The organism is Pantoea sp. CTOTU49201, from assembly GCF_032054795.1.
GTDB lineage: Bacteria > Pseudomonadota > Gammaproteobacteria > Enterobacterales > Enterobacteriaceae > Pantoea > Pantoea symbiotica.
The window spans coordinates 1-12997 of sequence record NZ_DAMBSA010000092.1 but is presented as its reverse complement, the minus strand read 5'-3'; the positions used below and the strand labels follow the sequence as shown (position 1 = coordinate 12997).

The 12997-nt window shown below is 54.4% G+C and carries 15 protein-coding genes and 1 pseudogene; 3 read left to right on the top strand and 13 right to left on the bottom strand.

The window, feature by feature from the left end; all coding sequences use genetic code 11:
• Positions 1-15 precede the first annotated feature (15 nt).
• Positions 16-345 carry an HI1450 family dsDNA-mimic protein gene (locus RTY00_RS09055; RefSeq protein ID WP_196761379.1) on the bottom strand — a complete coding sequence of 110 codons (330 nt, stop codon included), beginning with the start codon at positions 343-345 and terminating at the stop codon, positions 16-18.
• A 37-nt stretch (positions 346-382) separates the two neighbouring features.
• Positions 383-1843, bottom strand: a complete 1461-nt coding sequence (gene cls, locus RTY00_RS09050; protein WP_312664181.1) for a cardiolipin synthase — start codon at positions 1841-1843, stop codon at positions 383-385.
• 162 nt (positions 1844-2005) lie between these two features.
• Between cls and RTY00_RS09045 the strand changes: the two genes are divergently transcribed.
• Positions 2006-2179 (top strand): YciY family protein, encoded by a 174-nt coding sequence (locus tag RTY00_RS09045; protein WP_007892390.1) that lies wholly within the window; start codon positions 2006-2008, stop codon positions 2177-2179.
• A 190-nt stretch (positions 2180-2369) separates the two neighbouring features.
• Here RTY00_RS09045 and RTY00_RS09040 read toward each other — a convergent pair whose 3' ends face one another.
• On the bottom strand, positions 2370-2666 hold the full coding sequence (locus RTY00_RS09040; RefSeq protein WP_008106569.1) for a YciI family protein: 297 nt from the start codon (positions 2664-2666) through the stop codon (positions 2370-2372).
• A gap of 204 nt (positions 2667-2870) precedes the next feature.
• On the opposite strand from RTY00_RS09040, the gene tonB reads away from it, so the two are divergent.
• Positions 2871-3599, top strand: a complete 729-nt coding sequence (gene tonB, locus RTY00_RS09035) for a TonB system transport protein TonB (protein ID WP_312664180.1) — start codon at positions 2871-2873, stop codon at positions 3597-3599.
• 54 nt (positions 3600-3653) lie between these two features.
• Here tonB and yciA read toward each other — a convergent pair whose 3' ends face one another.
• Genes yciA through RTY00_RS09015 form a run of 4 tightly spaced genes read right to left on the bottom strand, consistent with a single transcriptional unit; the run spans position 3654 to position 5905 of the window.
• On the bottom strand, positions 3654-4073 hold the full coding sequence (gene yciA / locus RTY00_RS09030) for an acyl-CoA thioester hydrolase YciA (RefSeq protein ID WP_007892397.1): 420 nt from the start codon (positions 4071-4073) through the stop codon (positions 3654-3656).
• A 54-nt stretch (positions 4074-4127) separates the two neighbouring features.
• A complete protein-coding gene (locus tag RTY00_RS09025; protein ID WP_008106564.1) occupies positions 4128-4667 on the bottom strand; it encodes a septation protein A in 540 nt (179 codons plus the stop codon).
• 59 nt (positions 4668-4726) lie between these two features.
• Positions 4727-5461: a YciC family protein gene (locus RTY00_RS09020; RefSeq protein ID WP_312664179.1), complete on the bottom strand. Its 735-nt coding sequence runs from the start codon at positions 5459-5461 to the stop codon at positions 4727-4729.
• 27 nt (positions 5462-5488) lie between these two features.
• Positions 5489-5905: a YkgJ family cysteine cluster protein gene (locus RTY00_RS09015; RefSeq protein WP_312664178.1), complete on the bottom strand. Its 417-nt coding sequence runs from the start codon at positions 5903-5905 to the stop codon at positions 5489-5491.
• A 245-nt stretch (positions 5906-6150) separates the two neighbouring features.
• Between RTY00_RS09015 and ompW the strand changes: the two genes are divergently transcribed.
• A complete protein-coding gene (gene ompW, locus RTY00_RS09010) occupies positions 6151-6783 on the top strand; it encodes an outer membrane protein OmpW (protein WP_008106557.1) in 633 nt (210 codons plus the stop codon).
• Between the two features lie 46 nt (positions 6784-6829).
• Here the strand turns inward: ompW and RTY00_RS09005 are convergent, their stop codons facing one another.
• The 6 genes and pseudogenes from RTY00_RS09005 to RTY00_RS08980 form a co-directional block, all read right to left on the bottom strand.
• Positions 6830-7144, bottom strand: coding sequence for a BON domain-containing protein (locus RTY00_RS09005; protein ID WP_008106555.1), 315 nt, complete (start codon positions 7142-7144; stop codon positions 6830-6832).
• Between the two features lie 247 nt (positions 7145-7391).
• On the bottom strand, positions 7392-8195 hold the full coding sequence (gene trpA / locus RTY00_RS09000; RefSeq protein ID WP_312664176.1) for a tryptophan synthase subunit alpha: 804 nt from the start codon (positions 8193-8195) through the stop codon (positions 7392-7394).
• Positions 8195-9388 (bottom strand): tryptophan synthase subunit beta, encoded by a 1194-nt coding sequence (gene trpB / locus RTY00_RS08995; RefSeq protein WP_312664175.1) that lies wholly within the window; start codon positions 9386-9388, stop codon positions 8195-8197. Before trpB ends, trpA begins: the two co-directional genes overlap by 1 nt.
• Positions 9389-9434: 46 nt before the next feature.
• Complete coding sequence (gene trpCF / locus RTY00_RS08990) at positions 9435-10802, bottom strand: bifunctional indole-3-glycerol-phosphate synthase TrpC/phosphoribosylanthranilate isomerase TrpF (RefSeq protein WP_312664174.1); 1368 nt, start codon at positions 10800-10802, stop codon at positions 9435-9437.
• A 1-nt stretch (position 10803) separates the two neighbouring features.
• A pseudogene (gene trpD, locus RTY00_RS08985) lies at positions 10804-12397 on the bottom strand (bifunctional anthranilate synthase glutamate amidotransferase component TrpG/anthranilate phosphoribosyltransferase TrpD).
• The coding region (locus RTY00_RS08980; protein WP_312664173.1) for a chorismate-binding protein at positions 12397-12997 on the bottom strand (601 nt) is incomplete at its 5' end. The gene RTY00_RS08980 and the pseudogene trpD, both read right to left, overlap by 1 nt.

Here is a 12997-nt window from a genome sequence, read left to right as displayed (position 1 = left end):
TTTTCTTTCTGTCGCTTACTCGCGCCACAGAATGTGGCAGAGCTTGTGATCTTTCTCGCGGCACAGCAGGACGCGTGCGAACACATCAGTGATCGGCTCGCCATCAGCTTCACCCAATCCAATCACCACTTCTGCGAAGAAGTCTGGGTTGAGATCGAAGTCAACATGTTCCTGCCAGTCTTCCGCAGGATCGAACAGTTCCGCGCCACCGCGCTCTTCAAACTGCAGATTGAACAGAATAATGTCAGCGGGATCGAGATTGTCGCCAGCCAGCTCAAGAAAAATATCGTAAGCCTGTTCCAGCGTTTCATCTTCAGTAAGGCGATTATTTAAATCCATGGTCATTCCTGCTTGCCCTGAGGCGGTAATATTTTCGCTCGTTTTACAGTAAAGGACTAAAGAAGTAAAACAGTCGTTCAACGATGCGTTGCCACCAGGCACGTTTCGCCCAGCGAGCGCCATCCAGTAAGCGTGAGCGGGCGATGTAATCGTCCTGCACGGTAGCGAGATCACTGCCAAAGCCATCATCATCAACCACCAATGTGATCTCAAAATTAAGCCACAGGCTGCGCATATCCAGATTAACGGTACCGACTAAACTCAGCTGCCCGTCCACCAGCACACTTTTGGTATGCAACAGGCCATCTTCAAACTGGTAAATCTTTACGCCCGCTTCCAGCAACTCGGTAAAGAAGGCGCGGCTTGCCCAGCCCACCAGCAGCGAATCATTGTGGCGCGGCACAATGATGCTCACTTCCACACCGCGTAACGCTGCGGTGCAGATGGCGTGCAGCAGGTCATCGCTCGGCACAAAGTAGGGCGTGGTCATGATCAGCTGCTCGCGCGCGGAGTAAACCGCCGTGAGCAACGCCTGATGGATCATATCTTCCGGGAAACCGGGGCCAGAAGCGATTACCTGAATGGTATGACCGCTCTCCTGTTCGAAGGGCATCACGTTGGCATCTGGCGCGGGCGGCAGAATGCGTTTACCGGTTTCAATCTCCCAGTCGCAGGCATACACAATGCCCATAGTCGTTGCGACCGGACCTTCCATGCGCGCCATCAGATCAATCCACTGACCCACGCCCGCGTCCTGCTTAAAGAAGCGCGGATCGACCAGGTTCATGCTGCCGGTATACGCGATGTAGTTATCGATCAGCACCACTTTGCGATGCTGACGCAGGTCCATGCGGCGCAGGAACACACGCAGCAGGCTTACCTGCAACGCTTCAACCACATCGATGCCGGCGTTGCGCATCATATTGACCCACGGACTGCGGAAGAAGGTCACGCTACCCGCTGAATCCAGCATCAGGCGGCAATGCACACCGCGCCGCGACGCGGCCATCAACGATTCCGCCACTTCATCGGCTAGCCCGCCGGGATGCCAGATATAGAACACCATCTCGATGTTGTGACGCGCCAGCTGGATATCGCGAATCAGTGCGTGCATCACGTCGTCGGAGCTGGTCAGCAACTGCAGCTGATTTCCTTTCACGCCCGCAATGCCCTGACGATGGCGACACAAATCAAACAGGGAACGGGCCACGTCGCTGTGTTCGGTGGCAAAGATATGCCGGCACTGTTTAAGGTCGTTGAGCCATTTGGCGGTGGAGGGCCACATGGTGCGCGCGCGCTCGGCACGCCGTTTACCTAAATGCAGCTCACCAAAGGAGAGATAGGCGATTATACCCACCAGCGGCAGAATGTAGATGATCAGCAGCCAGGCCATTGCGGAGGTGACTGCGCGGCGTTTCATCAGAATACGTAGCGTGACACCCGCAATCAGCAGCCAGTAACCAAACAGCAGCAACCAACTGACGAGGGTATAAAATGTGGTCATTAAGTGGACATCCTGTTCGCGCTTTGTTGTGCAAAGTTTACGTGCTGATCACAGGTAGTGAAACCTTTAATCGTGAATGACGTTTCGATGAAGCTTTCGATTTGGTATTTCCCAACAGATCTTTATAATGCCTGCCGAGTTTAGCCTGTCTGAGAGGATGTGATGAGACGCAGCAAAAATGAAGTGGCGCGCTGGAGAATGTTACGTCAGGTACACCGTCGTCGTTCTCGCTGGCTGGAAGGGCAGTCGCGTCGTTATAAACGCATCCACACCATTCGTCATCAGGTGGCGCAGCAGCATCGCCGCTCCATCCTGTTTATCTCGCAAATGGTCTGATGGGCTTACGCGGCCACTATGCGCCGCGTAGCACCCGAATGACATTGACCATCTCTACTGCCGCTGCCAGCACAATTAACATCACAATGTGCTGCCGAGCGTTGCGCCAGCCTTGCTGACGCCATAGCCAAAGTGCTCTGCCGATGAGCGCGAATGCTATTACCAGCAGTAAAACTGACTGCCACATAGATTAGAAAACGCGTTTGAACGGTTTGACCGCGACTTTCTCATACACGCCTGCGGCAATGTAGGGATCATCCTTGGCCCATGATTCCGCGACTTCCAGTGAAGAGAATTCGGCGATGATCACGGAACCGCTGAAACCGGCCGGGCCTGGATCGTTGCTGTCAACCGCTGGCAGCGGACCCGCAGCAATCAGTCGACCTTCATCTTGCAGCAGCTGTAAACGAGCAAGATGCGCGGGACGTACCGAGTTGCGTTTTTCCAGTGAATCAGCGGTATCTTCCGCATAAATGACGTAAAGCACGATGGGATACTCCCGTTAGACTTGCCGAAATTGCGTGACACGTTAAGTGATCGTTAATCAGAGTGCAAACGAAAGATAAATACGCTGTCATTCAGCGCAATCAGGGTTAAAAAAGGCCTTTCTGCAGCCACATTTACATCGCTTATTGAAACTGATTGCTATTTGCATTTAAAATCTGCGCTTCACTCAATGAACATGAATGATATGACCACGTTGACTACGCCTTTACCTACACGTACCCCTATTGCTGTAATTTTATCCGTGGTACTTCACGGTTCGTTGATCGCTGGCATTCTCTATGCATCGTTTCATCAGGTCATTGAAGTTCCAAAAGCGTCGCAGCCAATCAGCGTTTCGCTGGTGGCGCCTGAAGTACAACCCGAACCTGCACCAGCCCAGGTCACGCCACCACCACCTGAACCTGAGCCAGAACCTGAAGTAGCGCCAGAGCCGCCGAAGGTTGAGCCGGTGCCGATTCCTAAACCGGAACCTAAGCCGAAGCCAAAACCTAAACCGAAGCCAAAGGTGGAAAAGAAGGTTGAGCCGAAACCGCGTCAGGAAGTGAAGCCGCAGGAAAATCCGGTGAAGCAAGACGCGCCAACCACGCAAGCGCGTCCAACGACCGCGCCGAAAGCCAATCCAACCGCAACGCCAAGTATCTCTGATGGTCCGAAAGCGATGAACGTCAGCAAGCCTGCCTATCCGGCACGTGCGTTCGCGCTGCGCGTTGAGGGGCGTGTACGCGTGCAGTTTGATGTTGATAGTGACGGTCGTGTTGATAACGTTCAAATTTTGTCGGCTGAACCGCGCAACATGTTCGAACGCGAAGTGAAGCAGGCGATGAAGAAATGGCGTTATCAGCCGGGTCGTCCGGGCAAGAATTTGACCATGAACATCGTGTTCCGCATCAACGGCGGCGCCAATATCGAATAAGCAGTGATGTTTGAAAGGTAAAAAGAAAGCGGTCAGATGACCGCTTTTTTCGTGTTACAGATCGCTTAAATTGCTTCTGCCAGGCGGTAATGGGCGAGATTGCCCGGTATTGTCGACCGCGACGTAGACAAATACCGCTTCGGTTGCGCAGTAAGTCTGTCCAATCGGTTCGGACGACACTTTCTTGATCCACACTTCGACGTTAATGGTCATGGAACTGTTGCCGGTGCGGATGCAGCGTGCGTAGCAGCTCACCACATCGCCAACCGCTACGGGTTTAAGGAACGTCATTCCATCCACGCGCACGGTAACAACACGTCCTTCAGCAATCTCTTTTGCCTTGATTGCGCCGCCCATATCCATCTGCGACATCAACCAACCACCAAAGATATCACCGTTGGCATTGGTATCCGCTGGCATTGCCAGGGTACGCAACACCATCTCGCCTTGCGGCGACTTATGTTTTTCGTCCATTGCTCAGTTCTTCTGCAGGTGAAGAGAAGCCCGACGTTGTCGGGCGGAGTGGCATTATTTTTGTTCTTGTTGCGGCATCTGTCGCCAGATATACACGCCGCTTAACAGGGTAAAGAGTAGGGTCAGGCCGGTCAGACCGAACACCTTAAAGTTAACCCAAAATTCCTGCGATAACCAAAACGCAACATAAATATTCGCTAAGCCGCAGGCGAGAAAGAATATTGCCCAGGCAATGTTGAGATTGCGCCACACGCCTGACGGCAGTTGCAACTCTTTACCCAGCATGGTTTGGATCAGCGGTTGCTTCATAAACCACTGGCTGTAGAGCAGCGCGACGGCAAACAGCGAATAAATTACCGTAACTTTCCATTTGATGAATTCATCGTTATGGAACACCAGCGTCAGCGTGCCGAATACCGCAACCAGCACAAAGGTAAAAATGGTCATCTTTTCCAGCTTGCGGTAAAGCACCCAACTGACGACCAGCGCCAGACCGGTGGCAACAATCAGTGCACCGGAGGCGACAAAGATGTCGTACAGCTTGTAGAAGATGAAGAAAACCACCAGGGGAAGAAAATCGAGTAACTGCTTCATAGCGTTTCCAATTAGGGCAGGAGCGTTCAGTTATGGCGCCCGGGTGAGCGCCATAACGATTAACGTAACAGCATATACAGCCGGTACAGATAGATGACCAGTACAGCGGAGACCAGATTACCCAGCGCGTTCAACACCACGGAGGCGATGTTGGCGGGCAGCACGGTCAGCGATGAAAAGAAGAACATCAGCACAATTTTGGCCAGCAGCCACAGCACAATGGCCGGTGCGATAACCTTAATATTCTTCCATGCGAGACGCATGCTGGCGCGCATCGCACCGATCACGCCGAGCTTCTCATTGGCGAGAATCACTGGCGCCAGTGAAAACAGGATGGCCAGAATCACGCCCGGCACCATCAGCACCATAAAGCCCAGCTGTACCAGCAAGGTGATCAGGAAGGTTTGCAGCAGCACCTTTGGCAGGATCGGCGCAGACGCACCAATAGCACGCAGTGCGCTCACGCGTTGTCCGCCCGACACCATTGGGATCAGGAATAGCATGCCACCCAGCAGCAGCGTATTACCAATCAATGCAGCAAACGTGCCCGCAGCGGAAGCGCGCAGCAAAATACGCTGCTGATCCGGAGACATATTTTGTACCAGCTCAAACAGCGAGGATGCGCTGTCATCTGACTGGCTCAACAATGAGAGCTGGTCTTCACCTGGCGTTAACGCGTGGCCGACGATCACAGTAATGAACGAGGTCAGCAGCGCCAGCAATAAAATAGTAACCAACTGATGGCGCAAAAAATTTCCTGTGTCACGGTATAACGAGCTTGCCGTGATAGACATGTAAACTCCTTGAAAGAACCGGATTAATTAACCCGGCGATTGTACATGTTCTACTGGCGTGCTGGCACCCGCATTGGGATAACTTTCTGTCATAACAGGTAAAGAAGGGTGAAAAAGCGCAGGAAGACCATAGCGAGCACGGGCGCGATCGCAGGCTTCGTTCAGTTCACCGTTCTCGCCGGACATCGAAAACTCCCGGCAGGGCGAAGGACGTTGCTGATAAATGCCGCAGGAGACGCAGCCGCCGACCTCTCCCTGTAACGCAACACAATGCGGTTGGTGTTGGTTGGTGCCGCGCATATTGCGCATAAACAGGCCTAACGGCTCAGTTAATTCAACGGGAACGGCACCGGCGCCATCATCGGCTTCAGCCCAGTAAAAAGAGACACGAAAGTTCGCGCAGCATGCGCCACACGTCATACAAGGGTTTAGTGAATCGCTCATCTGATCGCCCGCCACTCCCAAGGCATCGAACCAAAATCACACAGGGGAAAGGTAAATTAATCACGGCGAGAAATTTTCGCAAGCGGACTTTTATTACGCGGTGTAAGGCCAAAATTGATCTGAATCAATCCATTGTTTTTTAAGTGATTAATTTAGATTGATGCAGGTGATCTTTTACCAAAAAAGGGGTAAATGTTGTGCCGCATTCAACATCGAGACCCATCTTTTTTGGCAAAGGAGTGATTATGAAACTGGCAAAATGCGCACTGCTGATGGCGCTGGCAATTCCGCAACTGGCTCTGGCTCATGAAGCCGGTGATTTCTTTATGCGCGCTGGTAGCGCCACCGTCCGTCCGACCGAAGGCTCTGACAATGTGCTGGGTATGGGCGGCTTTAACGTCAGCAACGATACGCAGCTGGGTTTAACCTTTACCTATATGGCGACGGATAACATCGGCGTTGAGCTGCTGGCCGCCACACCGTTCCGTCATAAGGTTGGACTGGGCGCCACCGGAAATCTGGCTACCGTGCGCCAGCTGCCGCCAACCTTAATGGCGCAGTACTATTTCTTTGATAGCAAAAGCAAAGTTCGTCCCTACGTTGGCGTGGGTATCAACTACACCACCTTCTATGATGCTAAATTCAATCAGACTGGACAGGATGCCGGCTTAAGCGACCTGAGCGTGAAAGACTCGTGGGGCATGGCGGGACAAGTTGGTCTGGATTATCAAATCAACCGCGACTGGATGCTGAACGCATCGCTGTGGTACATGGATATTGATACCGAAGTGAAATTCAAAGCCGGTGGTGAGCAGCAAAACATTAACACGCGTATCGATCCGTGGGTGTTCTTCTTTGGTGCGGGATATCGTTTCTAATCGGCAAGCACAAAAGAAGCGGGCGACCAGAAAGTCGCCCGTTGTGTTATTTGATCTGCATATTGTTAACCACAGATTTCACGCCTGCCACGCTACGCGTTACGGCCACTGCGCGATTTGCCATCTGCGGTGAGCTGACAAAACCGCTCAGCTGAACTTTACCCTTGAAGGTTTCAACATTGATTTCGGTCGATTTCAGCGACTCGTCATTCAATAGCTGAGCCTTAACTTTGGTGGTTACCACGGTATCGTCGATGTAACCGCCAGTGCCTTCTTTGGTTGCTGTGGGTGCACACGCGCTAAGCGCCAGCGCCATCACCGCAGCCATCATAAATCCTGCAACGACTTTGAAAAAATTCATTGGTTATCTCCCTGTCTTAGATGATGTTTCGCCGCAATGGGGCGGCGCAGTTAATTGTGGTCTGGCGATGCGAAATCGGCAAATCGGCTGGTGCAAAAAAGTGAGAAATAGGGATTTTTTGCCACTTATTGATCCAATCCCAGTTTTAGCTGGGTATGAAATCTGAGAGTGGCCGAGAAAATGAGCAGGGGGAGGTTTATGACGATAAAAAGGCCTTATCCGCGCCGGAATAAGGCCCTGAAGGATTTTAGCGAGTGGCCGCTTTCAGGCTGCTCACAAAGGCTTTCAGCTCGCTGAGCAGCGTTGCCGGATCATTCTGGTTACGCTCAATGATTTTCACAATCGCCGAACCGGAAATGGCGCCCGCCGCACCCGCAGCGATCGCTTCTTTCACCTGGCCAGGCTCAGAGATACCAAAGCCCTGCAGCGGTGGCGCAGCGTTAAACTCACGCAGTTTTTCGATCAGGTGATGCAGCGGCAGGCTGGCACGATTTTCTGAACCGGTGACGCCTGCGCGTGACAGCAGATAGGTATATCCGCGACCGTGCGCAGCAATCTCGCGCAGCAGTTCATCGTCGGCATTTGGCGGACAGATAAAGATCGGTGCCACATTGTGGCGCATGGCAGCCTGACGGAACGGCGCAGACTCTTCCAGCGGCACATCAGCAACCAGCACGGAATCGACGCCCACCGCTTCACACTGCGCATAAAAGTTATCGATACCTTTGCTGAACACCAGATTAGCGTACATCAGCAAGCCAATCGGCAGGTCGGGATATTTCTGGCGCACGGCGGCCAGAATTTCAAAGCACTGCGCCACGGTGGTGCCGGAAGCAAAGGCACGCAGCGTCGCGCCCTGAATGGTTGGGCCATCGGCCAGCGGATCCGAGAACGGAATACCGAGCTCTAACGCGTCCGCACCGCCTTCCACCAAAGTATCGATAATTTTCAGCGACAGTTCAGGTGACGGATCGCCGAGGGTAACGAAGGGGACAAACGCGCCTTCTTTCTGCGCCGACAGACGTTGAAACAGCTGATTATAACGTTCCATCAAATCTCTCCCTTGGCTTTCAAAATATCGTGAACGGTGAAGATGTCTTTATCGCCGCGCCCGGAAAGGTTAACCACCAGCAACTGCTCTTTTTCCGGATTCTCGCGGATCATTTTCAGCGCATGTGCCAGCGCGTGTGAGGATTCGAGTGCAGGAATAATCCCTTCAGCACGACATAACTCTTTAAAGGCGTTGAGCGCTTCATCATCGGTGATCGACACATATTCCGCGCGGCCGATACTGTTTAGATGCGCATGCTGAGGTCCCACCGATGGGAAGTCTAGTCCCGCAGAGATGGAGTAGGATTCTTCAATCTGACCCTCTTCGGTCTGCATCATCGGCGCTTTCATACCGAAGTAGATCCCGACGCGACCGTGCTTGAGTGGCGCTCCGTGTTCACCGGTTTCGATACCGTGACCCGCAGGTTCAACGCCGATCAGGCCAACGCTTTCTTCTTCGATGAAATCAGCGAACATGCCGATAGCGTTCGAACCACCGCCCACGCAGGCTAACACCGCATCGGGCAGACGACCTTCGCGCTCCAGAATCTGGGCTTTGGTCTCTTCGCCAATCATGCGCTGGAATTCACGTACGATAGTCGGGAACGGGTGCGGGCCTGCGGCGGTGCCGAGCATGTAGTGCGCGGTCTCGTAGCTGCCAGACCAGTCGCGCAGCGCCTCGTTACAGGCATCTTTCAGCGTGGCTGAGCCGCTATGCACTGGAATCACTTCCGCGCCCATTAAACGCATACGGAATACGTTTGGTGACTGACGTTCAACATCTTTCGCGCCCATATAGATGCGGCACTTCATACCCAGCAGGGCACAGGCTAACGCTGATGCGACACCATGCTGACCGGCGCCGGTTTCAGCGATGATCTCGTTTTTACCCATACGCTTGGCCAACAGCGCCTGACCCAGCACCTGATTGGTTTTGTGCGCGCCACCGTGCAGCAAATCTTCACGCTTCAAATAGAGGCGGGTTTTGGTGCCTTTGGTCAGGTTGCTGCACAGCGTCAAAGCCGTTGGGCGTCCAGCGTAGTTTTTCAGCAGGTCAGTAAACTCGGCCTGAAACTCGGGATCGCGCTGCGCTTCAACAAACGCATTTTCCAGCTGGCGCAAAGCTGGCATCAGGATTTGCGGCACATATTGGCCGCCAAACTCGCCAAAATAGGGATTTAATAACGTGGTCATTTTTTCATTTTCCTTATTCGGCCCGCGCGATGGCGGGCAAGCGAAATTAATAGGCGCGCAGCGTGCGGAATACCGCCGCGACTTTGCTGGCATCTTTAATGCCTGGCGCAGATTCTACGCCGGAGTTGAAATCGAGGCCGGCACAGCCTAATTGCGCGGCTTCAACGCAGTTGTCAGCGCTTAAGCCACCGGCCAGCAATACGTTGCTGAGATCCTGGCCTTGCAGCAGTGACCAATCGAAACGCTGGCCGGTGCCGCCCTGGCCGTTATCGAACACGTAGCGATCGACATGCGGCCAGTCGCGCGCAGGTAAGTGAGCTTTGATGCTCAGCGCTTTCCAGATTTTAGTGTCTGCTGGCAGCGCCTGAAGCAGTTGTGCGACAAACGCCTGATCTTCATCGCCGTGCAATTGTACTGCGGCCAGTTTTAACGTCTCCGCAAGCGTGACAATGTCACTTAAAGCGTTGTTGCGGAACACGCCAACATACTTCAGCGAGGCGGCAGCCTGAACCAACTGCGCCTGCTCGCTGCTGATTTTACGCGGCGAGCCTTCGGCAAAGATCAAGCCACCGTAAATGGCGCCAGCTTCCTGCGCGGCGCGTGCATCTTCAGCGCGTGTCAGGCCGCAGACTTTGTTATCACCGAGCAACACGCGACGAACGCCAGCGGTGAGATCCGCTTCTTCCATCAGCGCGGAGCCAATCAGGAAGCCGTTAGCGAAGTGGCTTAATTCACGTACCTGCGCGTAATTGTGGATGCCGGATTCGCTAATGACGGTGACGCCATGTCCAAGACGCGGCGCTAACTGACGCGTGCGGTTCAGGTCGATGGACAGGTCGCGCAGGTCGCGGTTATTAATGCCGACGACTTTGGCTTCCAACGCGATGGCACGTTCCATCTCTTCTTCATTACTCACTTCGGTCAGCACGCCCATTTTCAGGCTGTGCGCCACGGCGGCGAGCTGACGATATTGCTCATCATCCAGCACCGACAACATCAGCAGGATGGCATCGGCCTGATAATGGCGCGCCAGATAGATCTGGTATGGATCGATGATGAAATCTTTGCACAGCACCGGTTGCGTGATGGCGGCGCTGACAATCGGCAGGAACGCAAAATCGCCCTGGAAGTATTTTTCATCGGTTAATACCGATACCGCAGAAGCGTGGTGACGGTAAACGCCAGCAATAGTCGCGGGATCGAAATCCTCGCGAATCAGCCCTTTGGAAGGCGAGGCTTTTTTGCATTCCAGGATGAATACGGTACGTGAGCCACGCAGTGCATCGTAAAAATGACGTTCCGCAGGCTGCAAATCGTTCTGGAAGGTGGCCAGCGGCTGCTGTGCTTTGCGCGCTTCAACCCAGACGGCTTTATCTTGTACGATTTTCTCTAAAACAGTGCCCTTAATACTCATCTCATCCTCTCGCTGCCAGAGCGACAACGCGCTCGTAGGCCTGTCCGCTGCGAATGGCAGCGATGGCGCGCTGTGCGTTGTCGCGCAAATCTTCATTTCCGAACACTTTCAGTAACATTGCGACGTTCACTGCAACCGCCTGCTCATGGGCAGGCTGGCCTTTACCCTGGAGTAAACGGGTCAGAATGTCACGGTTTTCTTCCGGCGTGCCGCCTGCCAACGCGTCTTTATCATGGAAGCCAAAACCGAAGTCTTCTGGCGTCAGCTGATAGCCGGTGATTTCGCCATCACGCAGCTCAGCGACCTGTGTTGGGCTGTGCAGCGCCACTTCATCCATGCCGCCACCGTGTACCACCGCGGCACGTTGATAGCCAAGCACTTTCAGCGTTTGAGCGATCGGCAGCACCAACTCCGGGCTGTAGACGCCAATCACCGCCAGCGGTGGACGCGCCGGATTGATCAGCGGACCCAGCACGTTAAAAATGGTGCGGGTTTTCAACTGCTGGCGTACCGGCATCGCGTGACGAAAACCGCTGTGATACTGCGGAGCAAACAGGAAGCAGACATTGAGATCGTCCAGCGCCTGACGTGCCTGTTCAGCAGGCATATCCAGGTTGATGCCAAATGCCGCCAGCAGATCGGAAGAGCCAGATTTGCTGGAGACGCTGCGGTTACCGTGCTTCGCCACTTTCAGGCCGCAGGTCGCCGCGACAAAGGCGCTGGCGGTAGAAATGTTGATGCTGTTGCTGCCGTCACCGCCGGTACCCACGATATCGGCAAAGGTGTAATCCGGACGAGGGAACGGTTTCGCATCGGCCAGCAACGCGGAAGCGGCACCCGCGATCTCTTCCGGACGCTCGCCACGGACTTTCATGGCGATCAGCGCGGCGGCTAACTGCGTCGGCTCCAGCTGACCGGTGATAATGGCGCTAAATAGCTGGTGGCTTTCGCCCTGGCTCAGCGTCTCGGACTGATAAAGTTTTTCCAGAATAGTTTGCATCATAATCTCCCTATTACTTCGCCAGCGCCCAGGCCAACGTCTGTTCTAACAAGCGCGCGCCCTGAGTGGTGAGAATGGATTCGGGGTGGAACTGGAAGCCACACACACGGTCGGCATCGTGGCGCACGGCCATCACCATGCCGTTGTAGCTGGCGTTAACGGTCAATTCGGCTGGCGTATTGCTGCCGACCAGCGAGTGATAACGTGCCACCGGCAGCGGATTGCTCAGGCCAGCGAACATACCTTCACCATCGTGGGTAATAGAAGAGGCTTTGCCGTGCAGGATCTCGCCAGCCTGGCCGACATGTCCGCCGTATGCTTCAACAATCGCCTGATGACCGAGGCAAATGCCGATAATCGGCAAACGACCGCGCAGCGCTTGCAGCAAATCTGGCATACAACCGGCATCTCTCGGTGCGCCCGGACCCGGCGACAGCATCAGAATCGGATTCTCCATCTGCTGCAGGCGTTCAATCAGTACTTCAGCGGGCACGTTGTTGCGGTATATAACCACGTTGTGGCCGAAGGTACGCAGCTGGTCAACGAGGTTGTAAGTAAAGGAGTCGATGTTATCGAGCAGCAGGATATCGGCCATCAGAAAATCTCCTTGCAGTGATGGGCTGTTGCGATGGCACGCAATACCGCGCGCGCTTTGTTGCGGCTTTCGTCCGCTTCTGCCTGTGGCTGTGAATCCAGCACCACACCGGCACCGGCTTGCACGGTGGCGACACCGTCTTCGACCCACGCGGAACGGATAACGATGCAGGTATCCAGATCGCCGTTAGCGGTGAAATAACCCACTGCGCCGCCGTAGCTGCCGCGACGCGTGCCTTCTTTCGCGGCTATCAGCTGCATCGCACGCACTTTCGGTGCGCCACTCAGCGTGCCCATGTTCATGCAGGCGCGGTACGCGTGCAGCACGTCGAGGTCTGTGCGCAGCGTGCCGACCACGCGTGACACCAGATGCATCACGAACGAGTAGCGGTCCACTTTGGTCAGGTCAGCCACATAACGGCTGCCTGGCACGCAGATGCGCGCCAAATCGTTACGCGCCAAATCCACCAGCATCAGGTGCTCGGCCATCTCTTTATGGTCGGTGCGCATTTCCAGTTCGATGCGGCTGTCGAGATCGCGATCCAGCGAGCCATCAGCATGGCGGCCGCGTGGACGTGTACCGGCAATCGGGTAGATCTCA

What these genes read in the sequence shown, in the direction of transcription:
- cls (WP_312664181.1), bottom strand. Translation starts at nt 1,843, where the DNA reads ATGACCACATTTTATACCCTCGTCAGTTGGTTGCTGCTGTTTGGTTAC.
- RTY00_RS09020 (WP_312664179.1), bottom strand. Translation starts at nt 5,461, where the DNA reads ATGTCTATCACGGCAAGCTCGTTATACCGTGACACAGGAAATTTTTTG.
- ompW (WP_008106557.1), top strand. Translation starts at nt 6,151, where the DNA reads ATGAAACTGGCAAAATGCGCACTGCTGATGGCGCTGGCAATTCCGCAA.
- trpB (WP_312664175.1), bottom strand. Translation starts at nt 9,388, where the DNA reads ATGACCACGTTATTAAATCCCTATTTTGGCGAGTTTGGCGGCCAATAT.
- trpCF (WP_312664174.1), bottom strand. Translation starts at nt 10,802, where the DNA reads ATGAGTATTAAGGGCACTGTTTTAGAGAAAATCGTACAAGATAAAGCC.
- yciA (WP_007892397.1), bottom strand. Translation starts at nt 4,073, where the DNA reads ATGGACGAAAAACATAAGTCGCCGCAAGGCGAGATGGTGTTGCGTACC.
- RTY00_RS09045 (WP_007892390.1), top strand. Translation starts at nt 2,006, where the DNA reads ATGAGACGCAGCAAAAATGAAGTGGCGCGCTGGAGAATGTTACGTCAG.
- RTY00_RS09025 (WP_008106564.1), bottom strand. Translation starts at nt 4,667, where the DNA reads ATGAAGCAGTTACTCGATTTTCTTCCCCTGGTGGTTTTCTTCATCTTC.
- trpA (WP_312664176.1), bottom strand. Translation starts at nt 8,195, where the DNA reads ATGGAACGTTATAATCAGCTGTTTCAACGTCTGTCGGCGCAGAAAGAA.
- RTY00_RS09005 (WP_008106555.1), bottom strand. Translation starts at nt 7,144, where the DNA reads ATGAATTTTTTCAAAGTCGTTGCAGGATTTATGATGGCTGCGGTGATG.
- tonB (WP_312664180.1), top strand. Translation starts at nt 2,871, where the DNA reads ATGACCACGTTGACTACGCCTTTACCTACACGTACCCCTATTGCTGTA.
- RTY00_RS09055 (WP_196761379.1), bottom strand. Translation starts at nt 345, where the DNA reads ATGACCATGGATTTAAATAATCGCCTTACTGAAGATGAAACGCTGGAA.
- RTY00_RS09015 (WP_312664178.1), bottom strand. Translation starts at nt 5,905, where the DNA reads ATGAGCGATTCACTAAACCCTTGTATGACGTGTGGCGCATGCTGCGCG.